This window comes from Pedobacter nyackensis, from assembly GCF_032678475.1.
GTDB classification, from domain to species: domain Bacteria; phylum Bacteroidota; class Bacteroidia; order Sphingobacteriales; family Sphingobacteriaceae; genus Pedobacter; species Pedobacter nyackensis_A.
In genome coordinates this window covers 470,667-494,589 of sequence record NZ_JAVTSF010000003.1, presented here as the reverse complement: position 1 = coordinate 494,589, position 23,923 = coordinate 470,667, and the positions used below count along the sequence as shown (strand labels likewise).

Here is a 23,923-nt window from a genome sequence, read left to right as displayed (position 1 = left end):
ATCAGGTTGCTTCAACAACAGGTTGATCAGCAACCCACAAAATCAATATCAATGAATAAAACCATCTCAACGTTTTACCTTGCGTCGTCTATATTATTCTTAGTCGCGGCTTGCAGCCAAAAACAAACTACAAATACAGCCCCGGTTAAACCGCTTTATGTTTCCGAACCTGTACAATTTGACTCTGATGATCCTGCCATCTGGGTAAATCCTGCCGATAGCTCTAAATCATTAATCATCGGAACCGACAAAGATGAAAACGGTGGACTATACGTTTTTGACTTACAGGGAAAAATCATCAAAGAAAAAACAGTTAAAGGACTAAAACGTCCAAACAATGTAGACATTGCTTATGGTCTTAAACTTGGTGGCCAAAAGGTTGATATTGCTGTAGCTACCGAACGGATGACGCACAAGCTTAGGGTATTCTCCATACCAGACATGCAGCCCATTGACAATGGAGGTTTGCCGGTTTTTGAAGGAGAGCGCGGAGAAATGTACAGGGACCTGATGGGCGTAGCCTTATATACAGCCCCACAAGGCCAGATCTATGCCATTGCCGGTCGTAAGACAGGGCCTACAGACGGTAGTTATTTATGGCAATACTTACTGGAAGATGATGGTACTGGAAAACTTAAAGCTACTTTGGTAAGAAAGTTTGGCAAGTACAGTGGTAAAAAAGAAATCGAGGCCATAGCGGTAGATAATGAACTGGGTTATATTTATTATTCTGACGAACAGTTTGGTGTAAGGAAGTATTATGCCGATCCGGCAAAGGGAAATCAGGAACTGGCTTTGTTTGAAACCCCAGGGTTTAAAGAAGATAATGAAGGAATCAGCATCTACAAAACATCTGATAGCACAGGCTATATACTGGTCTCAGATCAGTCAGCCAATCAGTTCCAGGTATTTAGTCGCGAAGGCACTAACCAAAACCCACACCAACACAAGCTAATCACCAGTATCCCTGTTTCTACAAACAACAGTGATGGTTCTGACATCCATTCAAAAGCCCTTAACGGTGATTTCAAACATGGTATTTTTGTGGCTATGAGTGACGATAAAACCTTTCAGCTTTATCGTTGGGAAGATATCGCCGGAGCCTTGTTAAAGGTAAATAAATAACAGTAAGGATTAAAGAGCAAGGATAAGGGAGTAAAGACATTAGGCGTCTGGTCTTTACTCCCTTATCCTTGCTCTTTAATGTCTGCTCATAGAGCGTTTTTCTCTTCGTTTAATCCGTTCCTGCCGGTCTGCCTTTAACCTTTCAAACTTAGCAATCTTTGCTTTTATCTCCCTTTCTTTCTGAGGAGTTAATCCTACGCTGTATTTTACCCCATCAAATAGCGTTTTCCATATAAAATTAAAAAACGAGGCAGTTTCTACGCGTTTACGCGCGACAGGTGCAGTAATAAATACACCCTGGGCATTTGGATTATCGGAATTAATAATCAATGCATTAGCTAAAAAGGAAATCAAGCCTTGCTTTACCAGACGATCTTCACCTTTCATTTTTTTCATCAGCGCCACCGAAAGATCCCTATATGCAAAACTCACTTTACCAGTAGCCAGACGATCATTAGCCTGAATATCAAATGCCAGCTTATCAAAATGTCCACTGTTCACTTTTACCATCCCCAAAGGCTTCGTAATGCGATTCAATGCTCTTCCTTCCATATCAACCAATGCACCGGAATAAGAAAAAGCACCATCCTTAGCCCTAAGATCAAATTTAAAGTCCACATCCAGCTTACCGGAGCCCATTACATAAGAGGTTAGATCAGCCTCCATAAAATGATTCTTGGCCTTAGCCTTCTCCACATTGGTCACATTAGAAATTGTTCCAAAAGTGCGTTCAAATGTAATGATCCCCTTATGCTTCCCTTCCTTATCAAATTCGGCATAACTAATGTCAATATTTTTTAAATTGAGCTTTTCTATACTCAGTTTATTTTTTGCATTTTGAAGCTGTTGATGAGGATATTGCCCGGTTTTGTTTTCGATCTTTTTAGGAAGGGTATTGTTGTTTACAACGGCTAAGGATCCGTTAGCAATATTCATTTCTTTGGCAAACAGCTCCTTTTTTAAGATATACAATCGCAAATTGATACCTGTAAGGTCAATATCACTCATTTGTATGCTATATCTGTCTTTAGCATAGCCCAAAATATTACCAAACTCACGCTCGCTATACCGTGGCTCCACGTTAAAGCTTTTGATATTTAATTTTCCAGACGACGCTGCGAAATCAAGTTGATTAAGCCTGATGTTATATAAGCTATCTGAAGTTGCGTAATTATAATTATTGAGGTTAATCACCACATCCTTTAACAGATAAATCCTGCTGCTATCAGTGTCCGATTGCGAATCAATGAGCCAATCTTTAAGTGTTATATTTAAATTAGCAATAGAGTCAATATCCGGCTTTCCAGGATTATTGTTGTTGATATATTTAAAGCTGACATTTTTAAAATCTATCGTGTGAATACGTAGTTCTTTAAGGAATTTTGAAATGTAATCATAGGGAGATTTTTTAGGATTAGGTTGCTGCACATCGTTAAAATCAAACTGTCTGTTAGTCATTACAACACAAGGGTTATCAAATAACAGGAGCTCAACATTTAACCGTTTATGGCGCCATAAACGCCAGGGATGAAAATGCCGGATAGCCAATTTTTTAAGCTTAATATGATACAGGTTATTAGGCGCATGTTTAGTGACAATCATTCGGTTATAGACCATCGTATCCGGGACAATGCTAACATCACTTAAAGAAGAGATACCGGTAAGTACATTGACGCTAACTGAAGAGAATTCTATATGATACAGACTATCTGTGGTTTTTAAAACAAACTCCTGTAGTTCTTTTCTAACAATGGGTTTAAGCTTAGTGCCCAGGTACAAGGTTAATCCGGTCAATAGTAGTGCTACAAACAACAAGCCTGCTCCAAACCATTTTAAAATCATGTATTTTTTCCCAGCTTCCACCGCCATAGGCTATAATGTAGTTTAGCCTAATATACACATAATGGAATAAGGAGCAAGGATTATCCTTGTTCCTTTTCCTGTTCTTTCTTCCTGTCCTCGCGTTTCTGTTGCCGTTCTTCTTTCTTACTCTTTACTTTTTCCATGGCCTCTTCCGGAGTTTTCACTGGCACAGCACCAAGTCCCACAGTTTCGCGCATACCAATAAACACGCTCTTCCACATCAGGCTAAAGAATGATGCCGCCGGTGTCCTTTCAAAAGTCACATTTGCAGATCTGGCAGGTTTCCCTTTCGTTGGATTGGCATCCTCAATTAACAGCTTATTTGCTAGGAAAGACAAAAACCCTTTCTTTTTGGGTGCCATGCCCTCTTCCCCTTCCTTCAGTAATTTGATTTTAAGATCAGTATAGTAAAAATGAACAGAGCCCTGCGAACCTTTGGCGTTAGCGTTGATATTGAACGTTGCTTTCTGCATTTGACCACTTTCAATTTCCACAAGTCCCATATTTTTGGCCATAGGATTTAAAACCTGCATGTTCATTGGTGCTACATTTCCATTATAACTGAAAGCGGCGTTTTTATCCGTAAGGTTAAAATCTATTTGCACATTGATACGACTGGTTTTCATCACCAACGCCGAAAGGTTAGCTACAGCATGGTTATTTTTTGCAAGTTGTGTGGAATCATTAGTTACATTAAGGATGTTTCCACTTAAGTTTTGAAAATAAACTGTACCTCTTTTCTGGCTAATCGGATTATACTCCGTATAGGCCACATCAATATTATTTAATTTCACGGTATCAACTATAGCGGGTATCTCCAGCCGCTTTAAAGCAACATGCGGAAAATTCCTTACTTTATCGAAATTAGGTGGAGGTGGAAGTTCCCTGTTTACAAAGATATTTACTTTTGCCGGGCCTAATGTTAAGGCATTAGCATACAATTCCCCTTTTGCATCAAACAAGGCAAAATCTACACCAGACAAACTAATACGGTTAAATTTAAGGTCGTACCGGTCCTTTCCGTAAGTATGCTTACGAGAAAATTCCAGATCAGGATACATCGGAATCATTTGTAGCCCGGTAATGTCTATCGATTTACCCAGGGCCGAACCTTTTATCGTATCCACTTTCATGGTATACATTTTATCCTTACTAACGGACTTATAACCGGTCAATTCAAACCCTATATCCCTGGCATAATAATATCTTGTAGTATCGAATTGCGAAACTGAATCCATCAGAAAATCGTTCACATTGATACTCAAATGCTTTATTGCATGTAGTTTTCTTGAATTATCCCCGTTGATATAATCAAAATCAGCATCAATAATTTTAATGGTTTTAATATCAATAGACCCGATCCGATTAGAAATCAGTTGGTACAAAGTTTTGTCTTCCATCATTTCCTTCGGAAGTTTCTTAACCGTGTAATGGGTCATATTGATCGATGGATTATCTAAAATGATCGACTTGGCTTCTATTTCTCTTTTAAAATAAGCCCTCAGTAACGCAACCCTATTTAGTTCTAGTTTCTTTAATTTTACTCCGAAGATATTTGCGGGTGCAACTCTTAAGGTTTTTAGATTATTGTAAACCGCAGTGTCTGGAATTAAAGACACCTCATGCAGGGCGATACTTCCTGTTAAAAGATTAACGCTCATATCGCTAAAATCAAGTTTATATAATTGGAAAGAGCGATTATATACCCCATCTTTCAGTTTTTTGGAGATTATGGGCTTCCATCTTGCCATAAGCACCAAAACACCTGTAATACCAATAATTAAGAGCATTAAAAGAGCAATCACCCATTTTCTGAGCCTATACTTGCCTGATTCATTCTTGTAAACAAACATCTGCATATCAATATCCCTAACAATTTCAACGCCACATTTGAATATTGTCACAAGAACTTCATTTCGTTTTCTGCCAATCTGTCATTTGTAAATTAAATTCCGTATTTTTGGTGCCCATAATAATGTTAACCATTTATGATTGATTTACAGCTGACAGATAAAACACACGATGAAGAGCGCCAGGGAGAGGCTTTGGTTATTGATGCACCTTTAGTGCGTAATGGACGGAAACTGTATATTGAAAGCTATGGTTGCCAGATGAACTTCGCAGATAGCGAAATTGTTGCTTCTATTTTACTTGACCAGGGTTTTGAAACTACCGGCGATTACAAAGAAGCTGATGTGGTATTTATAAACACCTGCTCTATCCGTGAAAATGCGGAACAGCGAGTAAGAAACAGATTATCACAATTTGGTGTAGAAAAACGCAGAAACCCTAAATTAATTGTAGGGGTTCTTGGCTGCATGGCTGAACGTCTGAAATCAAAATTCCTTGAAGAAGAGAAATTGGTTGATGTAGTTGTAGGACCAGATGCTTACCGTGAACTTCCGCAATTGATAAGCGAAGTAGAAAGTGGACAAAAAGCTATCAATGTATTGTTGTCGCGCGAAGAAACTTACGCAGATATTAGTCCGGTCCGATTAAATGGAAACGGTATTACAGCTTTCATTTCTATCATGAGGGGCTGCGACAACATGTGCTCTTTCTGCGTAGTACCTTTTACAAGGGGCCGTGAAAGAAGCCGCGACCCGTTCTCTATACTTGCTGAAGCAAAAGATCTGTTTGACAGAGGCTACAGAGAAGTAACCTTGCTGGGCCAAAATGTTGATTCTTATCAATGGAGTCATTCAAAAGGCGACAGTCCAAAAAATAATGACCTGACCGATGACATGAATACCCTTACAGGTGACGCGTTACTGGATGCTTTAAGCAAAGAAAGCGAATTGCCTGCGCATCGTTTAAAAGCCGGGTTGGGAAATGCAGACGTAAACTTTTCAAAACTCTTATCGATGGTGGCTGAAATCAGCCCGGAATTAAGGATACGCTTTTCTACATCACATCCGAAAGACATCACAGATGAGGTATTGTATACGATAAAGAAATACGATAACATTTGCAATTACATCCACCTGCCTGTACAATCAGGCAATTCAAGGATTCTTGCGTTAATGAACCGTACCTATACACGTGAGTGGTATATGGAAAGGATTGATGCTGTTCGACGGATCATTCCCGGCTGTGCCATCTCTGCTGATATCATCGCTGGCTTCTGTACAGAAACTGAAGAAGAGCACCAGGACACTTTGAGTATTATGGATTATGCGAGATACAATTTTGCTTACACATTCTCTTATTCCGAACGTCCAGGTACACTGGCAGCCCGTAAATATAAAGATGACGTACCAGAAGATGTCAAAGCACGTCGCCTGGCTGAAATATTCAAAAAACAGCAGGAAGATTCTTTAGCTTGCTTAGAAGAATTTGTAGGAAAAACCGTTAAAGTATTAATTGAAGGTTATTCTAAAAAATCCGACAAAGAATACCGAGGCCGGAACGATGAAAATGCAATGGTAGTTTTCCCCGTTACAGATCATGTAAAACCAGGAGACTACGCGTATGTTTATATAGAAAATTGTACATCGGCCACTTTAATTGGAAAGGTAGTCAACGATGCAGAATTAAAATTCTAGACGAAGAGACATAAATGGATATACAAGATATTAAAAACCGCTTTGGAATTATAGGAGGCTCTCCGCTACTAAACCGTGCGATAGATATAGCCAGACAGGTTGCACCAACCGATATGTCCGTATTAATTACCGGTGAAAGTGGTAGTGGTAAAGAAGTTTTCTCACACATTATTCATCAAATGAGTACCCGCAAACATGGTGCATTTATTGCGGTAAACTGTGGTGCAATTCCGGAAGGCACAATTGATTCAGAATTATTCGGACATGAGAAAGGCTCGTTTACAGGTGCACATGAAGCCCGTAAAGGTTATTTTGAAGTAGCAAATGGGGGTACTATATTTTTAGATGAAGTAGCTGAACTACCTTTAGGTACACAGGCCCGCTTACTAAGGATACTGGAAAGTGGTGAATACCTGCGCGTAGGATCTTCAAAAGTTCAGAAAACAGATGTAAGGATTATTGCGGCAACCAATGTTGACGTATACAACAGGGTAAAATCGGGCAAATTCCGTGAAGACCTTTACTACAGATTAAACACTGTGCCTTTGCGCATCCCGGCACTTCATGAGCGCAAAGAAGATATTTACCTGTTGTTCAGAAAATTCTCTGCCGACTTTAGCGATAAATACAGAAGTCCGGGTATACAATTAGAACCTGATGCGATACAGATCCTGAGCAATTACAGCTGGCCTGGAAATGTGAGGCAGTTAAAAAATATTGCTGAGCAGATATGTGTGCTGGAAAAAGAAAGAAATGTTAGTGCCACGGCATTACTGAATTATATTCCGAACGAAAGTGCCAGCAATTTGCCTATGGCGATTAATGGTTCCAATAAAGAAGATTTTACGGAACGTGATATCCTCTATAAAGTTCTTTTTGATATGAAAAAGGACATGATGGAGTTAAAAAAACTGGTTGCTGAAATTATTCAGAGTGGGGGCAACACCGCTCATATTATGGCAGATAATCCGCATTATATCAACCAACTTTATCAGGATGTAGATCTGCCAATGGGAAACGACGCTACACTGACCATTAAAAATCCGTCTCAAAATTCACCTGTTGATTACAATTACACGCAGGATGCGGAGGAAATTGAAGAATCACTTTCACTGGTGGATAAAGAGTCTGACCTGATTAAAAAAGCTTTAAAAAAGCACAAAGGCAAACGTAAATTTGCGGCTCAGGAATTGGGCATTTCGGAAAGGACCCTTTACAGAAAGATTAAAGAACTGAACTTAAATTAAAAATGAAAAAGCTATCTATACTGTGTGTTTTGTTTTTTACGCTGAGCGGGTGTAAAATCGCCTTAAATGGTGCTTCTATCCCTCCTGAGATGAAGACCGTGAATGTACAGGTCTTTGAAAACAATGCACCCCTGGTAGTACCTTACTTAAGTTCCCAATTTACAGAAGAGCTAAAGACAAGGATCAGAAACCAGACGAGCCTTGCGATTACGCAAAATGACCCTCAAGGTGTTTTTTCTGGAAATATTACCGGTTACAGCATTACCCCTGAAGCCATAGAGGACAACAGGAATCCTATTGCCGGAGCCAACAGACTGACCATTTCTATCAGAGTAAAATATACGAACACCCTGAACCCAAAGCAGGATTTTGAAGAATCCTTTTCACGTTATAAAGTGTTTAAGCTAACTGGTAGTGTACAAGCGATGGAGCAAGGGTTGATTAAAGATGTTACTGCACAGCTTACAGAAGATATTTTTAACAGAGCTTTTGCACAATGGTAGGCTAAAGTAGAGATCAATTATTAACTTAGCACCGTGGAGCAGGAACTAGACATAAAACAACAACTGGCGGGATGGCTTTCAAAGCCTGAAAGTGTAACCAAGGAAAATGCTCCTGTGTTAAAAGATTTAGCTTTGCTTTATCCTTATTTTCAGCCATTACACCTTTTAATTGCCAAAGCAACGCTAGAGTCGCCCGAGCAAAATAACAACCTGGCAACTGCTGCATTACATACCAATGGGCAACTGCTTCATCATTTTCTGCATCAGGAAGATGACCAGGTTAAAACAGAATTTAACGTTATTCACCTTTCAGCTGTACAAACCAACCATCAGCCAGATCCTATTGAAGTAGCAACAATAGATGAAGTTCCGGCTGAGCCATTGTCAGAAAAACTGGCCGACAATGATGAACAGGAGGTTTTCGAAGAAATTGCGGAAGTTGATATCAATAGTTACAGGTCTGAGGAGCGCATTAACGATCCTGAAACTTTATCTCCAGATGAAGAGGTTGATGAAATGGTTAGAGAGAGCATCGTATCTGCCGATTTCTTTGCCTTCCAGGATAGCTTTATTGCAGAGACGGTGATTCCAGATCAGGAACAGCCTGATTTTATCCCCTCTCCCGCCCCGGAACCGCCAAAAAAACAGGAAGAGCCCATTGTTATCAGTAAATATGATGACGACCAGCTTCCTTATACTTTTTTATGGTGGCTGGCTAAGACAAGGAAAGAACATCAACAAATATTCCAGCCTTATGCTGCGCCAAAAAGAACTGCTCAGCAAGAAGCCCCTAAAACTAATGTTACACAGCGGCCTGGCGAGTTACAGCATCAGTATGTAGAGCATATATTCCACTTACAGAGTCCTTTTAATGGTGATGAGGAAGAAGGGTATACTACAGAAAGCTTCAGAAACCCGACTAAGGGCGACGAGATCATAGAGAACTTCATTAAGAAAGATCCACAGATCAGTCCGCCAAAGCCTGAGCAGATAGACAACGAGAATAAGGCGAAGAAGAGTGCGGAAGATCACAATGATCTTGTCTCTGAAACCTTAGCTAAAATTTACATCGAGCAAATGCTTTACGACAAGGCTATAGAGACTTATGAAAAATTAAGTTTGAAGTTTCCAGAAAAAAGCCGTTACTTTGCCGACCTTATCCAATCTATAGAAAAGAAAATTTAATAATATAACATACTATGCTTTTTTTAATTATTTTATTGATCATTGTTTGCGTTGCTTTAGGCCTGTTTGTTTTGATACAAAACCCTAAAGGTGGTGGTTTAGCTACTGGTGGTTCTGGCAGCAATATGTTCGGCGTTCAACGCACAGGCGATGTTCTTGAAAAAGGCACCTGGGTATTGTTAACACTGGTAGTAGTGCTTACTTTATCTATCACAACCATTGCTAAATCTGGTGGTTCTTCTGCTGGTGAGGCTTCAAAAATTCAGGAGCATTTAGACAAAACTCCTACTCCGTCTCCAATTGGTGGTAACACAGCTCCGGCTGCTCCAGCTCCAGCAGCAACGGACACAACAAAGAAATAAGGACGCAAGTTCAATTTATAAAGCCTGGTATGAAATCATATCAGGCTTTTTTGTTTCTGCCACTCTGACACGAAAACACTTCTTAAAAACGTATAGCTGACAAGCCTGTGCAAATTTGTCAAGCATACAAGCATTGGCATAAAAACTGATATAAAAAGTACGCGTAGATAAATACGATTTTAAATTTTAACTAAAAAAATAAATTAATATCAAGTTATGGCTTTAAACCTTAAACCCATTTCAGGTTCTGCAAACAGAGTTATTGTTGAGCCTGCTGCGGCAGAAGAAAAGACGGCATCTGGAATCTATATTCCTGACACTGCAAAAGAAAAACCATCCAAAGGAACTGTTGTATCCGTTTCAGACGAAGATTCAGAAGGTAAAAAACCAACAGTTAAAGTAGGCGATGTTGTTCTTTATGGTAAATATGGTGGCACAGAGCTTCCTATTGATGGTAAAGACTATTTGATCATGCGCGAAAGCGATATCTACGCTGTACTTTCTTAGTACACAGATATTAAATGATTGACGTGATCCTATCGGGTCATTCAGCTAAAAAAACAAAATAAATTAATCAGTAAACCACAGTATCGGTAAGATATGCCTTCAGTTTCTGACGTATATCAACAGATACTTACTATTAAAAAACAATGGCAAAACAAGTAAAATATAATGTAGAAGCCCGTGACGCCCTGAAAAGAGGTGTTGATACTTTGGCTAATGCAGTAAAAGTAACTTTAGGTCCAAAAGGACGTAACGTAATTATCGACAAGAAATTTGGTTCACCAGCAATTACTAAAGATGGTGTAACTGTAGCTAAAGAAATTGAGTTGAAAGACCCAATTGAGAACATGGGTGCTCAAATGGTTAAAGAAGTAGCTTCTAAAACTGCAGATATCGCAGGAGACGGAACTACAACTGCAACTGTATTGGCTCAGGCAATTGTTACTGCTGGTATTAAAAACGTTGCTGCTGGTGCAAATCCAATGGATTTGAAACGCGGTATCGACAAAGCTGTTACTGCAATCGTTGAAAACTTAAGAGCTCAATCACAAACTGTAGGTGAAGACAATAACAAAATCAAACAGGTAGCTTCTATTTCAGCTAACAATGACGAGGTTATTGGTGCTTTAATTGCAGAAGCAATGGGTAAAGTTGGTAAAGATGGTGTAATTACTGTTGAAGAAGCAAAAGGTACTGAAACTGAAGTTAAAACAGTTGAAGGTATGCAATTTGACCGTGGTTACTTATCTCCATACTTTGTAACCAATGCTGATAAAATGGAAGCGGAATTAGAAAACCCTTACATTTTGATCTATGACAAAAAGATCAGCAACATGAAAGAATTATTACCTGTTTTGGAAAAACAAGTTCAAACTGGTAAGCCTTTATTGATCATTGCTGAAGATTTAGACGGTGAAGCATTAGCTACTTTAGTAGTTAACAAAATCCGTGGCTCACTGAAAGTTGTTGCTGTTAAAGCTCCAGGTTTTGGTGACCGTCGTAAAGCAATGTTAGAAGACATCGCTATCTTAACTGGTGGTACTGTAATTTCTGAAGAAAGAGGTTATAAATTAGAGAATGCTGACCTTACTTATTTAGGTACTGCTGAGAAAGTTGTTGTTGATAAAGACAATACTACTATCATCAATGGTGCTGGTCAGTCTGAAGACATCAAAGCACGCGTTAACCAGATCAAAGCTCAAATTGAGACTACTACATCTGATTACGATAAAGAAAAATTACAAGAGCGTTTAGCTAAATTAGCTGGCGGTGTTGCAGTTCTTTACGTTGGTGCTGCTTCTGAAGTAGAGATGAAAGAGAAAAAAGACCGTGTTGATGATGCTTTACATGCAACTCGTGCAGCTGTTGAAGAAGGTATCGTTGCAGGTGGTGGTGTTGCTTTCATCCGTGCTATCGAAGCATTAGAAGGTATGAAAGGATCTAACGATGACGAGACTACTGGTATCCAGATTATCCGTCGCGCTATCGAAGAGCCTCTACGTCAGATCTGCCAGAATGCTGGTATCGAAGGATCTATCGTGGTTCAAAAAGTTAAAGAAGGTAAAGCTGACTTCGGTTACAATGCCCGTACTGATGTTTATGAGAATTTAATTGCAGCTGGTGTTATCGATCCAACTAAAGTTGGTCGTGTAGCATTAGAGAACGCAGCTTCAATTGCAGCTATGTTGTTAACAACAGAAGTTGTATTGGCTGACGATCCTGAAGAAGCTCCTGCTGGTGGCGGTATGCCTCCAATGGGTGGCGGCGGCATGGGTGGCATGATGTAATCCATATCCCTTCATTGAATATAACGAAAAGCCACAGGAAAATTCCTGTGGTTTTTTTTATTTAATCTCATTTCAGTCCAAAAATGTTAATTGAAACAAAAAAATAATTACTTTTATACAGCATCCTGTATATATGGTAAAACGTTTACTCTTTTTTACACTTGCTCTCTTTTTTTTTCAGGTTTCTGAGGCTTTTTCTCAGATTACCATCGGTACAGTTGACGCTGGGCCTTATGGGAGCGGAAGTACAATTACAGTCCCAATAAACTTCCCTAACAATCAATCAGAATTTAACATAGGAAATGTATTCACATTATATATTTCTGATGCTGCAGGAAATTTTTCCGGCAATGGAACGCAAATTGGCACCTATACTGGTTTTTACACGCCATTTATAAATGGCAGTTTAGCTGGATTAGCTCCAGGTACTGGCTACAAATTAAGGATTGTCGCAAGTAATCCCAATCAAACTATAGACGTACCAGGTACACTCGACATCCGCAATGTAACAGCAAATCCAATAACTATTACTCCAAGTCTTCAAAGTAGAAATCTAGGAATAGACAATCTCGGATGGTGTCCTGCAGAAGCCGTCAATGGTCAAAGCATGATGGTAAAAAGTAATGCGACAAACCCAAGTACAGTTGTTATCAATTTAAAAAACCTTAAAACCGGTACGTCTATCAATTTTAATGAACTTATAGGAACGGGGGTCGATCTTACAGGCATAAATCTCGGCTCATATTTAGTAACGGTTACTTCAACAACTAATATTGGTGGGGTAAACATCAAATCTGTCAGATCATATTTCTTACATAACTCCCCTTTACTTGTCAATATTCAAGATAGCGGACAAAATATGGGATGTATTAATGGGCCTGGACAAACAGCAAGAGTTTCATTTGAATTAGGCTTAACTGGCGGAATTGACAACAACTACCCTGGAACAATCTACAGAGTTGATTGGGGAGATGGAACAACGAGTGAATCTACACTCTATGAAATAGTCAATAATTCATCAAGGATATCTCATGAATACAACAGAAGTTCTTGTGGTGAACCCGATATTCCCGGAAATCCACCCATATTAAATTCTTTCAAAGCGACGATAAACGCAATTAGTCAAATTTGTAATTTCAGCAGACCAGCAACGGCATACGCTCAGGTATTTACAAATCCAATTGCACGAATAACTCCGGGAATATCTATTGGTTGTATCAATACAGTCATAAGATTTACGAATGCTTCAATCGGTGGTACTAGAGCCAATTGCTCCCCAATAATGGACTATACATGGTATGTAGACGGCGTTAAAGTTAAAGAAACATCCAATACAGATCCATTAGATTACATTTTTACAACTAAAGGTCCGCACACTGTAAAACTAGTAGCATCTAATGGGGTAGGCGTTTGTTTACCAAGTGAAGCCACGGCTACTATCTGTATACAAGAACCTCCTCAACCAGCCTTTGATATTATTGGGGCGACGACAGGATGCGCACCATTTATAGTAAAAGTTCAGGATAAATCAATTATTGATCCCAGCTGCACACCGCCGACTAACCACACCTATAACTGGGTTGTAACAAACGCAAATGGAGTTCGGTTTACAAACTTTATAAATGGAGTTCCTAACCCTACATTTAACCTTACAGAACCAGGTGTGTATACAATTGCTCTTGAGATTAATTCTGGGTCATGTGGAATATTCAGAACTGTTTCACCTGATCCAATAATTATTATAAATGGCCCCGCTGTTGCGACTCTATCAAGTGACAAAAAGCTATGTAATCTAGGGGTTTACAAATTTGATGACACACCAAACACCCCCACTACAACGATCATTTCTGGAACCCAGGTAACTCTTTCGGATACATATACCTGGACAGTTACGGATATTAATGACGTTCCATTATCAGCTTCCGACTATATCTTTGTAGATAACACAGGACCGAATAGTAAATATCCTGCTATTAATTTTTTAAGAAATATTCTTTATAAAATCACCCTCACCCATAAAAACACCTGTACACCTTTGGGAGTAACAGACAGTCAAATACTCGAATTTTTTGCGGCCCCACAGATCAACGCCGGAAGTGACATAAGTATTTGCTATACACAAAATTCAGTGCAGTTAAATGCAACAAATACCGGGATAATACGTAATCAAAGATGGGTAGGTGGATTAGGTACATTTTCAGACCGGACCAATCCAAATGCTACTTATATTCCAACTGCTACAGAAAGGAATGATGGACTAGTTTTACTAAATTTTACAGCGGATACAGATCTGGAAGATCCTTGTTCTACCGTTTCAGATCAGATCAGAATTACCATAAAAGAAGAGATTCTAATTACAAGTAGTCCGCTAAAAAGTATCTGTACAAATGACAAGGTAAACTATGCGCCAACATCCAATATTGCGAATACATCTTACACCTGGACTGCGACAGGTTCAGCATCTGCAAGTGGTTATGCAGATTCATCAATACCAGGTGTATTTATTGCGGATCAACTATCAAACAGTGATCCCATTAATAATGCAACAGTTACCTATGTAATAACACCTAACAATGATGGATGCCCAGGAGTTAGTTTTACGCTAATCGTCACGGTTACACCTAAACCTATATTAACTGCTACACCTACGGCTTCAACCATTTGTAGCGGAAAATCTTCGGCAATTACGCTTTCAACCACAAATACTCCAGCTACAACAAGATATACATGGACAAGTTCAACAACAAATGGGGTTTCGGGAAATAGTCAAAATTCTATTCTGGCACCAGCTTCAGCCATAAATGATATATTAACCAATACAGGTACATCACAAGGCACTGTCACTTATGTCATTACACCATATTCTTCAACGGGTTGTCCCGGAGAACCTGTTAACGTCACTATAAATGTTGATCCAGAGGTTACCCAAGCAACTACCGGCACTGATCTGGGCATATGCAATGCGACAACCTACACTTTAAACGGAAATCCACCAAAATCAAATGAGACGGGAACCTGGGAACTTACGTCAGGACAAACTGGAGTATCATTTTCAGACAATCATCTTCCCGATGCAGTAGCTATTGGATTAGTTGCTGGACAAGCTTATACATTCAGATGGACCATTTCAGCGCCAGGAGCATGTGAGGCAACCACATCATCTGTCACCATAACAGTCTTTCCTCCTACTATAGCAGGAACAATAGACGGAGCAACTACAGTATGTGCGGTTAGTAACAGCGGAACCATAAACTTAACGGGCAACATAGGTAATGTAATTCGCTGGGAAAAATCGATAGACGGAGGAGCAGTATGGCAGCCTATAGCAAATACAACAACTGCATTAAATTACAATGGGCTTACAACAACAACCAGTTACCGCGCCGTTGTACAAAATCCGGGTTGTGAGGAGAAAACCACAAACATCACCGTAATCACCGTTACTCCTGCGGATACCCAAGCAAATGCGGGATTACCTCAAACTATATGCGGTGGAACTACTGTAAAGCTGGATGGTAATATAGTTAAGCCAAACAATCAGGAAACTGGCTTATGGACAGTGGCACCGGGGTACCCCACAGCTAATTTTGTCGATGCTACAGATCCTAAAACTGAGGTACAAAATTTAGTGGCCGGACAAACTTATAGGTTTACCTGGACTATAACCGGATCTTCAGCATGCGGACCTAGCAGTTCCAATGTTGATATTAAACTACTTCCTGTAATTGATAAAAATACCATCAGTAGCACTAGCACGTTGGTTTGCTCAGGTCAACAAATTCAGCTTACAGGAAGTACCCCAATTGGTGGTGATGGAACTTATCACTATCTATGGGAAACAAGCATAGATGCTGGGGCTACCTGGACAACCGAGGGAGGAGACACTCCTAATCTAGACTTCACAATAACCGTTCCCACCTTATTTAGAAGAACAGTAACAAGTGGATCATGTTCACATACCAGCCCTGCATTTAACGTTGATGCGTTACCTCCAATAGGAAATAACATTATATCAGCCAATCAAGCTGTCTGTACCAATGAAATTCCTATAGCATTAACAGGAACACCTCCACAAGGAGGAGGCGGTAGCTTTAATTATGAATGGGAGCTAAGCGTTGATGGAGGCACAACCTGGAGCAGCACCAATACATTTCAGTCCGATTTCCAACCTAGGGCATTAACCAGAACAACTCAATATAGACGTGTAGTAAGTACCACAACTTGTAATGGAGCTCAAAAAAGCACAAGTAATATAATCATCATCACTTTAAAACCTGATGCGATCGCAAAATTCACTTTTACTAAAGACAAGGGCTGTGCTCCATTCGAGATCACTGCATCAAACGTGATAGCAGAAGATCATCCTAATGAAAATGCAACCTATTCTTGGTATGCTTTAACTAATACCGAAACAACTACAATTGGAACTGGAGTTACTTTCCCCGGTTATACTATTACAAATAGCAATGAGCAGGTCATTATCAAGCTAGTTGTCACACCTAAGATTGGATGTAATCCTGCAGAGTTCACCTGGACATTTAGTACAAATCAGGCTGTCCCTGCCTCATTTACCCTTAGTGAGACTACGATTTGTGGCCCAAAACTAGTTGCATTCAATAACACGTCGCCACAAGGAGCCGGAGCAACATTCAAATGGAAAGTTGGTAATACCCAGATTTCAACAAATGCAAATCCTCCAGCTCATACCTTCCAGCCGGATCCTACAGGAAAGGACACAACCTACACCGTTACGCTTTATTCTGAAACAATCTGCGGCAGTGATTCCGCTAAAGCTAATGTATTAGTAAAAGCTAAACCAAGAGCTATATTTTCACCAGGTAAAACTGTCGGTTGCTCCCCCTTGCCAGTTGTATTTACCAATAATTCTCCAAATCAGTCTGGGGTAGAGTATTTCTATGACTATGGTGACGGTACGAACAGTGGCTGGGTAAGCAACAGAAACGATATCAATCATACTTATCTTGCTACTACAAAAATAGAAACCTATCACGTAAAAATGACCGCAAAAGGTGAATGTGGAACTGATGTAAGTAGAATATATGACATTGTAGTTTCACCAAAGACGGTAAGTGCAGAACTTGTAGTTTCAGGAACCCAAAAAATGGGTTGTGCTCCATTTAAAGTAGATTTCGATAACAATTCTACAGGTGCTACTCAATATATGATCGACTTTAAAGATGGTTTTGGTCTCAGATCACTTGCTGCATCTCCAAAAACATTTCAATATGAGTTTAAGGAAGGTGGCGTTTATGATGTAATGTTAATTGCAAAAAATGACTGTTCAGCAGACACCACTTATGAAAAAATCATAGTGCATGCACAGCCAAAACCTATGTTTGAAGCCGATGTTACCTTAGGTTGCCCCAACCTACCTGTTACATTTAAAAATACAACTCAAGGCAACGATATTACCAGCTATCTATGGGATTTCGGAGATGGCAGTACCTTCCTCGGATTTGAACCCCCTATACATATTTTCTCCGGAGATAAAGAATACTACACCGTATCACTAACCGCAACGAATACATTAGGCTGCCCAAAGACGCAAACATTAATAATTCACGTAGTACCACCACCACAAGTAGCCTTCCATGTCAACCCCTCAACCTTAATCAGCATCCCTGATTATACATTTAACTTCAAGGATGAAAGCACTAACAATCCTACCATTTGGCATTGGGATTTTGGAGATGGTATAACCTCTGAATTAAAAAATCCAAGCCACACCTATCTTGACACAGGGACGTACAATGTAACCTTGAGAGTCGAAAACCAGCAAGGTTGTTTTACCACAACCTCTAAAAAGGTAACCATTAAAGGCGTGCCGGGATACCTATTTGTACCCAACTCATTTGTTCCGGGAAGTACACAACCAGAACTCAGGGAATTCAGAGCCAAAGGATCGGGCATTCAAACCTGGCGCTTCAGTGTATTCAATAAATGGGGACAAATATTATGGGAAACAACTAACCTGACGGAAGGCAGGCCAACAGAAGGATGGGATGGGACTTTTAAAGGCCAAGCTCTCCCACAAGGTGTTTACTACTGGAAAATCGATGTACAGATGGTCAATGGATCCGAATGGAAAGGTATGACTTACGACAAATCTGCACCTAAACGAACAGGTGCAATACATTTAATCAGATAAAGGATGAGCGGGAGATTAAAATATACAATAGCACTATTCATGTTTGCAACAAGCCTGCAGGCCATTGCACAGGATCATATTTATTCTCAGTTTTTTAATGCGCCCATTTACCTTAACCCCTCCTTAACCGGACAATTTGAAGGTGACATCAGAATGAACGTCATCTACAGAAACCAATGGTCGGGACTTAGCGGAGACCTATCATACATCACCGCGTCCGCTGATTTAAATATTTCGAAATTTGCAGGGGGCGTTGGACTAATGTTTAACCGCAGCAGCGAAGGAACCGCCTTCCTCGTAAAAAATAACGCAGCAGCAACTTATGCCTACAGCGTTGGTGGCGATGATTTTGTCGCCTCATTTGGTATACAGGCCGGCTTTACAAACAGGCAAATAGACTGGAGCAAACTGGTATTCTCTGATCAGATTGATATGCGTCTCGGATATATCCCCGGAAGTGTATCCTCGGCGCAACCACCAGATGTAGACAGCAAAATCTTTTTTGATGCTGCAGCAGGAACAAACATCGTATTCAGGAATTTAATGGCCGGAGTCGCTGTACACCATATCAACAAACCCGACGAATCATTTAGTGGTACAGTAGCAAAATTGCCTATGCGCATCACTGCAAATGCAAGTTTCAGAATACCTTTAAGCTACGGTTATTACTCCAATCAGGACGAAAGTCCTTTTCTTATCCCATCCGTAGTTTATTACAAACAAGCCAGCTCTACCTCTCTAAGTGCTGGAGCACAATTTAAATTTAAAGGGTTAAACGCAGGCTTATGGTACCGGACCGGCAATCAAAATGGTCCTGATGCTATTGTCGTTTCATTGATATTTGATTTGTTAAAAGGAAATAGAAATGGCGAAAAACTCAGGCTTGGGATCAGTCATGATGCAACCACTTCAAAAATCAACTATACGAATACCAGCGGCACAACCGAAGGTAGCATCGGTTATGAGAAATACTTTCCCAACAGCTCCGGATACAACAAGTTCAATGGCTTAAGGTGTTACGATTTCTATTAATGATGTTATAACAATACGAAGAAAATCTTCCTTATATTAGATCATTTAAACAGATATGGAACACATTCTCGACAACAATCACTTCCTTACACAGAGTGAGGTGAACAAGTTTTTAATGGCAACTTTACTTTGCGGCTTAATTGGTGCCGAAAGGGAGTTCAGGAGTAAACAGGCGGGATTAAAAACCATGATTATGATTGGTCTTGGTTCTACCCTTTTCACCATCCTTTCTGTTAAAATAGGCGTCAGCAGTCACGACCGCATTGCTTCCAACATTGTTACCGGAATTGGATTCCTCGGAGCAGGTGTAATTTTCAAAGAAGACAACCAGGTTAAAGGCCTCACCACAGCCTGTGTAATCTGGATTGTAGCAGCCATAGGTATGGCCATTGGCTCAGGTTACTTTGAACAAGCCATAGGTGTAACTGTTGTTGTATTACTGGCCCTCCTCGTCTTTCCTTTTCTGGAAGAAATGGCAGAACGCCGTTTTACCAAAAGAATATACCGCATCGTAAAACGCTATGAAGGGGAAAGCCTCGAAAAATATGAACAAGACATAAAAACCTCAAAATTGAAGCTATCCAGAGGTAAACAGGAACTGGCTAATGGTATCATTAGTGGAACATGGATTGCCATCGGGAGCCCTAAAAATCATAAAACATTTGTAGACAGGATGCTTCAGGATAAAAACATCATTGCCTTCGATTTTTAACCGTATCATTACTATAACGTATTAACAATCTCATCAAACTATAGTAGCTTTGTATTATTATGCAAAGGGAACAGATCTCGGTATTCGACATTTTTAAGATAGGTATTGGCCCATCAAGCTCACACACATTAGGGCCATGGAGAGCAGCGCAACAATTTACAGCATCGCTTAAACAGCAGGGATTACTGAACCAGGTTGAACAAATAAAGGTTTTGTTGTATGGTTCACTAGCCAAAACCGGTGTCGGTCACGGAACTGACGTTGCCATTCTTTTAGGTCTTACCGGTGCCGATCCTGTTACATTTGATGTGAATGCAATTGATAGTACCATTGCTACAATTAAACAAGATCAACTGCTAACCCTGGCAGGCGAACAATTGTTATCGTTCAATTACAGCGATGACATGGTTTTCCTTTTCTTCGAAAGCCTGCCATTTCACCCCAATGCAGTTACCTTTCAGGCCTTCCTAAACAATGGAAAAGCCTTTTCTGAAACCTACTATTCTATAGGTGGAGGCTTTGTGGTAAAAGAAGGAGAAACTGGAAACGAGAAAGAACAGGTAGATCTCCCCTTCCCTGTAGAAAAAGCGAGTGAACTGCTACACTGGTGCTTGTCGACCGGACTTAAAGTCTCAGAAATCGTAATGGAAAATGAGCTATCCTGGCGTACAGAAACAGAAACCAGGAAAGGGATCATGCAACATTTCACAGTCATGAAAGACTGCACCTACAGAGGTTGTCATACCTCCGGATATTTACCAGGCGGATTAAATGTGGGTAGAAGAGCTGCAGCCTTAAATAAAAGGTTAATCGGCAGCAATGTCTATACAGATTACAACAGCTGGATCATGGCCATCAGAAGTGGCGGGAATGGTTTTAACTATATATTAGATTGGGTAAGCTGCTTTGCACTTGCCGTAAATGAAGAGAACGCCTCGTTCGGACGAGTGGTCACCGCTCCTACCAATGGTGCCGCAGGTGTTATACCTGCAGTTTTACAATATTATATTACCTTCTGTGACGGCTATACAGATGAAAAGATTACCCAGTTCATCGCATGTGCATCAGAAATAGGAAGCATCTTTAAAAAAGGGGCCACGATATCGGCCGCAATGGGTGGATGTCAGGCAGAAATCGGTGTTTCCTCAGCAATGGCCGCAGCAGCTTTAACAGAGTGTTTAGGCGGCTCACAGCGACAAGTATTGATGGCTGCAGAAATTGCCATGGAACACCATTTGGGTTTAACCTGCGACCCGATAGGCGGCCTGGTTCAAATACCATGCATCGAAAGGAATACCATGGGAGCTATCAAGGCGATAACCGCAAGTCAGCTCGCCCTGCAAAGTAATCCTGATAAAGCAAAAGTAAGTCTGGATGCTGTAGTAAATACCATGTGGGAAACTGCACTCGACATGAACTCTAAATACAAAGAAACATCTGATGGCGGTTTAGCAACCAATATACCGATCAGCTTGCCAGAATGTTAATTCCAGCATAGTAGCCATAACAACTGAACCCACAACTGATAACTAATCTAAGATATGAAGAATTAGATTTTTTGTTGTGCTTTAAGTGCCAGGTACCTGTTCACCACATTTATAGTTAATTTATCGGGAGGGGTAAGTATGCTCAGAATACCATGCTTTGCCAGCTCCCTAACCATCAATTTCTTCTCGTAAGCAAACTTAGTGGCAATCGTTTGAATGTAAATATCTTCAACGTCCTGAACCGGTTTTTCAGTAATAGCCTTAAGCTCCGTATTCTCAAAAAATACGACCAGCAATAAATGGAACTTGGCCATACGCTTTAAAAATGGCAACTGCCTGTTCAAGGCCGACATACTTTCAAAATTGGTAAACAATACCACAAGGCTGCGCTGTCTTAATGTTCCGCGAACATTGGTATACAAGGCCTCCATATTCAGCTCCAGATAACGCGTCTTTTCCTTGTATAACACTTCCATTATCCTGCCCAGCTGTGTAGGCCTCCGGTCTGCAGGCACAATTGTCCCAATCTGCTCCGCTATAGTCATCAAACCAGCTTTATCCTGTTTTACCAGTGCCACGTTGGAAAGAACCAGACTGGCATTAATCGCATAATCCAATAAACTCAAACCTTCAAAAGGCATTTTCATTGACCTCGACTTATCAATGATGCAATACACATGCTGCGACTTTTCATCTGTAAAAGAGTTTACCATCAGCTCACTTTTGCGAGCGGTTGCCTTCCAGTTTACAGTACGGTAATCATCCCCCTGCACATAGCTTTTTACCTGGTCAAATTCCATACTATGCCCGATACGCCTGATTTTTTTAATACCAAACTCACTCAATCTGTTTGATATGGCCATCAGTTCATACTTACGCAGCTGTAAAAAAGAAGGATAAACCGGAACCGTAACCTCATCAGCAAAATTAAACCTTCGGGTAATCAGTCTTAATGGCGACTGCACGTATAAACGGATCTTCCCGAAAACATACTCACCTCTTTTAGTCGGCCTCAAGGTATAAGTTATGGTCTTACGCTCCCCTGCTTTCAAGTTGCTTTTAAACCAAAGATCCCGCTTTTGAAACTGAAAAGGAATTTCATCAATAATGCCTATATGAATGCCAAAAGCATAAAAATTCTCTACATAAATCTTCAGTTCATTTTCGTCTCCATTGCTTAAGCGTTCAGGCACATCTCTGCGCAAAAAAACATCTCGCTTTGCGCGATACAACAAAACACCATCAATCAATACCAGCAATACAAAAACCCAAAATACGACATAGGGTAAATCACCCAGCCAGGGTAAAAAGAAAGAAAAAAGAAATAAACTTACACATAGCCCCATCCCGGCAAAAAATCTTTTGCCCAGAAACAGGTCTTTGTAGTATTTGATAAAGAATGCTTTCAATATTTCTGTCTTTTATCTCGGAACTTCTATTTTCTGAATAATCTGTGCAACAATATCACCAGCTGTCAACCCCTCCATTTCCTTATCCGGTGTAAGCATAATTCTGTGCGACAACACCGGTGGAGCTACCTTTATAATATCTTCCGGTGTTACAAAATCACGCCCCTGCATCGCGGCAAAAGCTTTGGCTCCATTTATCATAGCCAGCGAAGCACGTGGTGATGCCCCCAGATAAAGTGATTTATTATTACGCGTTTCGTGAGTGATCTTCGCCACATACTCAACCAGCTTAGGCTCTACATGCAAACCTTTGATAATTCCCCTGCAAGCCTTAATCTGATCAATGGTCAAAATGGCCTTAACCGCTTTCAATTCATCGTCAAGTTTACGCTGATGCTGATTCATCAAAATAGCTGTCTCCTCCTCAAGCGTAGGGTATTTAACTTCTATCTTAAACAAAAACCTGTCTAACTGGGCTTCCGGCAGTCTGTAGGTTCCCTCCTGCTCAATTGGGTTTTGCGTAGCCAGCACCATAAAAGGCTCATCCATAAGATATGTGTGGCCATCGACAGTAATCTGACGTTCCTCCATTACTTCGAATAGAGCCGATTGCGTCTTTGCAGGTGCACGGTTAATCTCATCAACCAATACGATATGACCAAATATCGGCCCTTTACGGTATTCAAAAGTAGCAGAACGAGGGTCAAAGACAGATGTTCCGATCACATCCGAAGGCATCAGATCTGGTGTAAACTGAATGCGCGAAAAAGTAGCATGAATACTTTTTGCAACCAGTTTAGCACTTAAAGTCTTGGCAACACCAGGCACACCTTCCAGCAGCAGATGTCCATCGGCCAGTAAACCGGCAATTAAAAAATCAATGGTATCCTTCTGACCAACAATAATATTGCCCAACGTCTGCCTGATCTGCGCAACGGAAGTATTTAGCTGTGTAAGGTCGGTTCTTTGGTCAAACATTTCCTCTTCCATAAT

Annotated in this window: 16 protein-coding genes; 12 read left to right on the top strand and 4 right to left on the bottom strand. The window is 40.3% G+C overall.

What is annotated here, in order from left to right; genetic code table 11:
* The first annotated feature begins 51 nt into the window (after positions 1 to 51).
* Positions 52 to 1,125: a phytase gene (locus tag R2Q84_RS13140; RefSeq protein WP_316817007.1), complete on the top strand. Its 1,074-nt coding sequence runs from the start codon at positions 52 to 54 to the stop codon at positions 1,123 to 1,125.
* Positions 1,126 to 1,200: 75 nt separating this feature from the next.
* Here the strand turns inward: R2Q84_RS13140 and R2Q84_RS13135 are convergent, their stop codons facing one another.
* A complete protein-coding gene (locus R2Q84_RS13135; protein WP_316817006.1) occupies positions 1,201 to 2,994 on the bottom strand; it encodes a hypothetical protein in 1,794 nt (597 codons plus the stop codon).
* Positions 2,995 to 3,047: 53 nt separating this feature from the next.
* On the bottom strand, positions 3,048 to 4,892 hold the full coding sequence (locus R2Q84_RS13130; RefSeq protein WP_316817005.1) for a hypothetical protein: 1,845 nt from the start codon (positions 4,890 to 4,892) through the stop codon (positions 3,048 to 3,050).
* 84 nt (positions 4,893 to 4,976) lie between these two features.
* On the opposite strand from R2Q84_RS13130, the gene R2Q84_RS13125 reads away from it, so the two are divergent.
* The 11 genes from R2Q84_RS13125 to R2Q84_RS13075 all read left to right on the top strand — a co-directional run bounded on the left by R2Q84_RS13125 (position 4,977) and on the right by R2Q84_RS13075 (position 21,521).
* Positions 4,977 to 6,533, top strand: a complete 1,557-nt coding sequence (locus tag R2Q84_RS13125) for a MiaB/RimO family radical SAM methylthiotransferase (RefSeq protein ID WP_316817004.1) — start codon at positions 4,977 to 4,979, stop codon at positions 6,531 to 6,533.
* Between the two features lie 14 nt (positions 6,534 to 6,547).
* Positions 6,548 to 7,780: a sigma-54 dependent transcriptional regulator gene (locus tag R2Q84_RS13120; RefSeq protein WP_316817003.1), complete on the top strand. Its 1,233-nt coding sequence runs from the start codon at positions 6,548 to 6,550 to the stop codon at positions 7,778 to 7,780.
* A gap of 2 nt (positions 7,781 to 7,782) precedes the next feature.
* Positions 7,783 to 8,283, top strand: coding sequence for an LptE family protein (locus R2Q84_RS13115; RefSeq protein ID WP_316817002.1), 501 nt, complete (start codon positions 7,783 to 7,785; stop codon positions 8,281 to 8,283).
* A 33-nt stretch (positions 8,284 to 8,316) separates the two neighbouring features.
* On the top strand, positions 8,317 to 9,468 hold the full coding sequence (locus R2Q84_RS13110) for a hypothetical protein (RefSeq protein WP_316817001.1): 1,152 nt from the start codon (positions 8,317 to 8,319) through the stop codon (positions 9,466 to 9,468).
* 14 nt (positions 9,469 to 9,482) lie between these two features.
* Positions 9,483 to 9,830 (top strand): preprotein translocase subunit SecG, encoded by a 348-nt coding sequence (gene secG, locus R2Q84_RS13105; RefSeq protein WP_316817000.1) that lies wholly within the window; start codon positions 9,483 to 9,485, stop codon positions 9,828 to 9,830.
* Positions 9,831 to 10,046: 216 nt separating this feature from the next.
* A complete protein-coding gene (groES, locus tag R2Q84_RS13100) occupies positions 10,047 to 10,337 on the top strand; it encodes a co-chaperone GroES (protein ID WP_121269654.1) in 291 nt (96 codons plus the stop codon).
* A 143-nt stretch (positions 10,338 to 10,480) separates the two neighbouring features.
* Positions 10,481 to 12,121, top strand: a complete 1,641-nt coding sequence (groL, locus tag R2Q84_RS13095; protein ID WP_316816999.1) for a chaperonin GroEL — start codon at positions 10,481 to 10,483, stop codon at positions 12,119 to 12,121.
* 133 nt (positions 12,122 to 12,254) lie between these two features.
* Positions 12,255 to 18,290: a PKD domain-containing protein gene (locus R2Q84_RS13090; protein ID WP_316816998.1), complete on the top strand. Its 6,036-nt coding sequence runs from the start codon at positions 12,255 to 12,257 to the stop codon at positions 18,288 to 18,290.
* A gap of 3 nt (positions 18,291 to 18,293) precedes the next feature.
* On the top strand, positions 18,294 to 19,322 hold the full coding sequence (locus tag R2Q84_RS13085; RefSeq protein ID WP_316816997.1) for a PorP/SprF family type IX secretion system membrane protein: 1,029 nt from the start codon (positions 18,294 to 18,296) through the stop codon (positions 19,320 to 19,322).
* 55 nt (positions 19,323 to 19,377) lie between these two features.
* On the top strand, positions 19,378 to 20,034 hold the full coding sequence (locus R2Q84_RS13080; RefSeq protein ID WP_316816996.1) for an MgtC/SapB family protein: 657 nt from the start codon (positions 19,378 to 19,380) through the stop codon (positions 20,032 to 20,034).
* Positions 20,035 to 20,093: 59 nt separating this feature from the next.
* A complete protein-coding gene (locus R2Q84_RS13075; protein ID WP_316816995.1) occupies positions 20,094 to 21,521 on the top strand; it encodes an L-serine ammonia-lyase in 1,428 nt (475 codons plus the stop codon).
* Between the two features lie 62 nt (positions 21,522 to 21,583).
* Here R2Q84_RS13075 and R2Q84_RS13070 read toward each other — a convergent pair whose 3' ends face one another.
* Together R2Q84_RS13070 and R2Q84_RS13065 are read right to left on the bottom strand one after the other, a co-directional pair.
* Positions 21,584 to 22,867, bottom strand: a complete 1,284-nt coding sequence (locus R2Q84_RS13070; RefSeq protein ID WP_410478424.1) for a DUF58 domain-containing protein — start codon at positions 22,865 to 22,867, stop codon at positions 21,584 to 21,586.
* A gap of 75 nt (positions 22,868 to 22,942) precedes the next feature.
* Positions 22,943 to 23,920 carry a MoxR family ATPase gene (locus R2Q84_RS13065; RefSeq protein ID WP_316816993.1) on the bottom strand — a complete coding sequence of 326 codons (978 nt, stop codon included), beginning with the start codon at positions 23,918 to 23,920 and terminating at the stop codon, positions 22,943 to 22,945.
* Positions 23,921 to 23,923 lie beyond the last annotated feature (3 nt).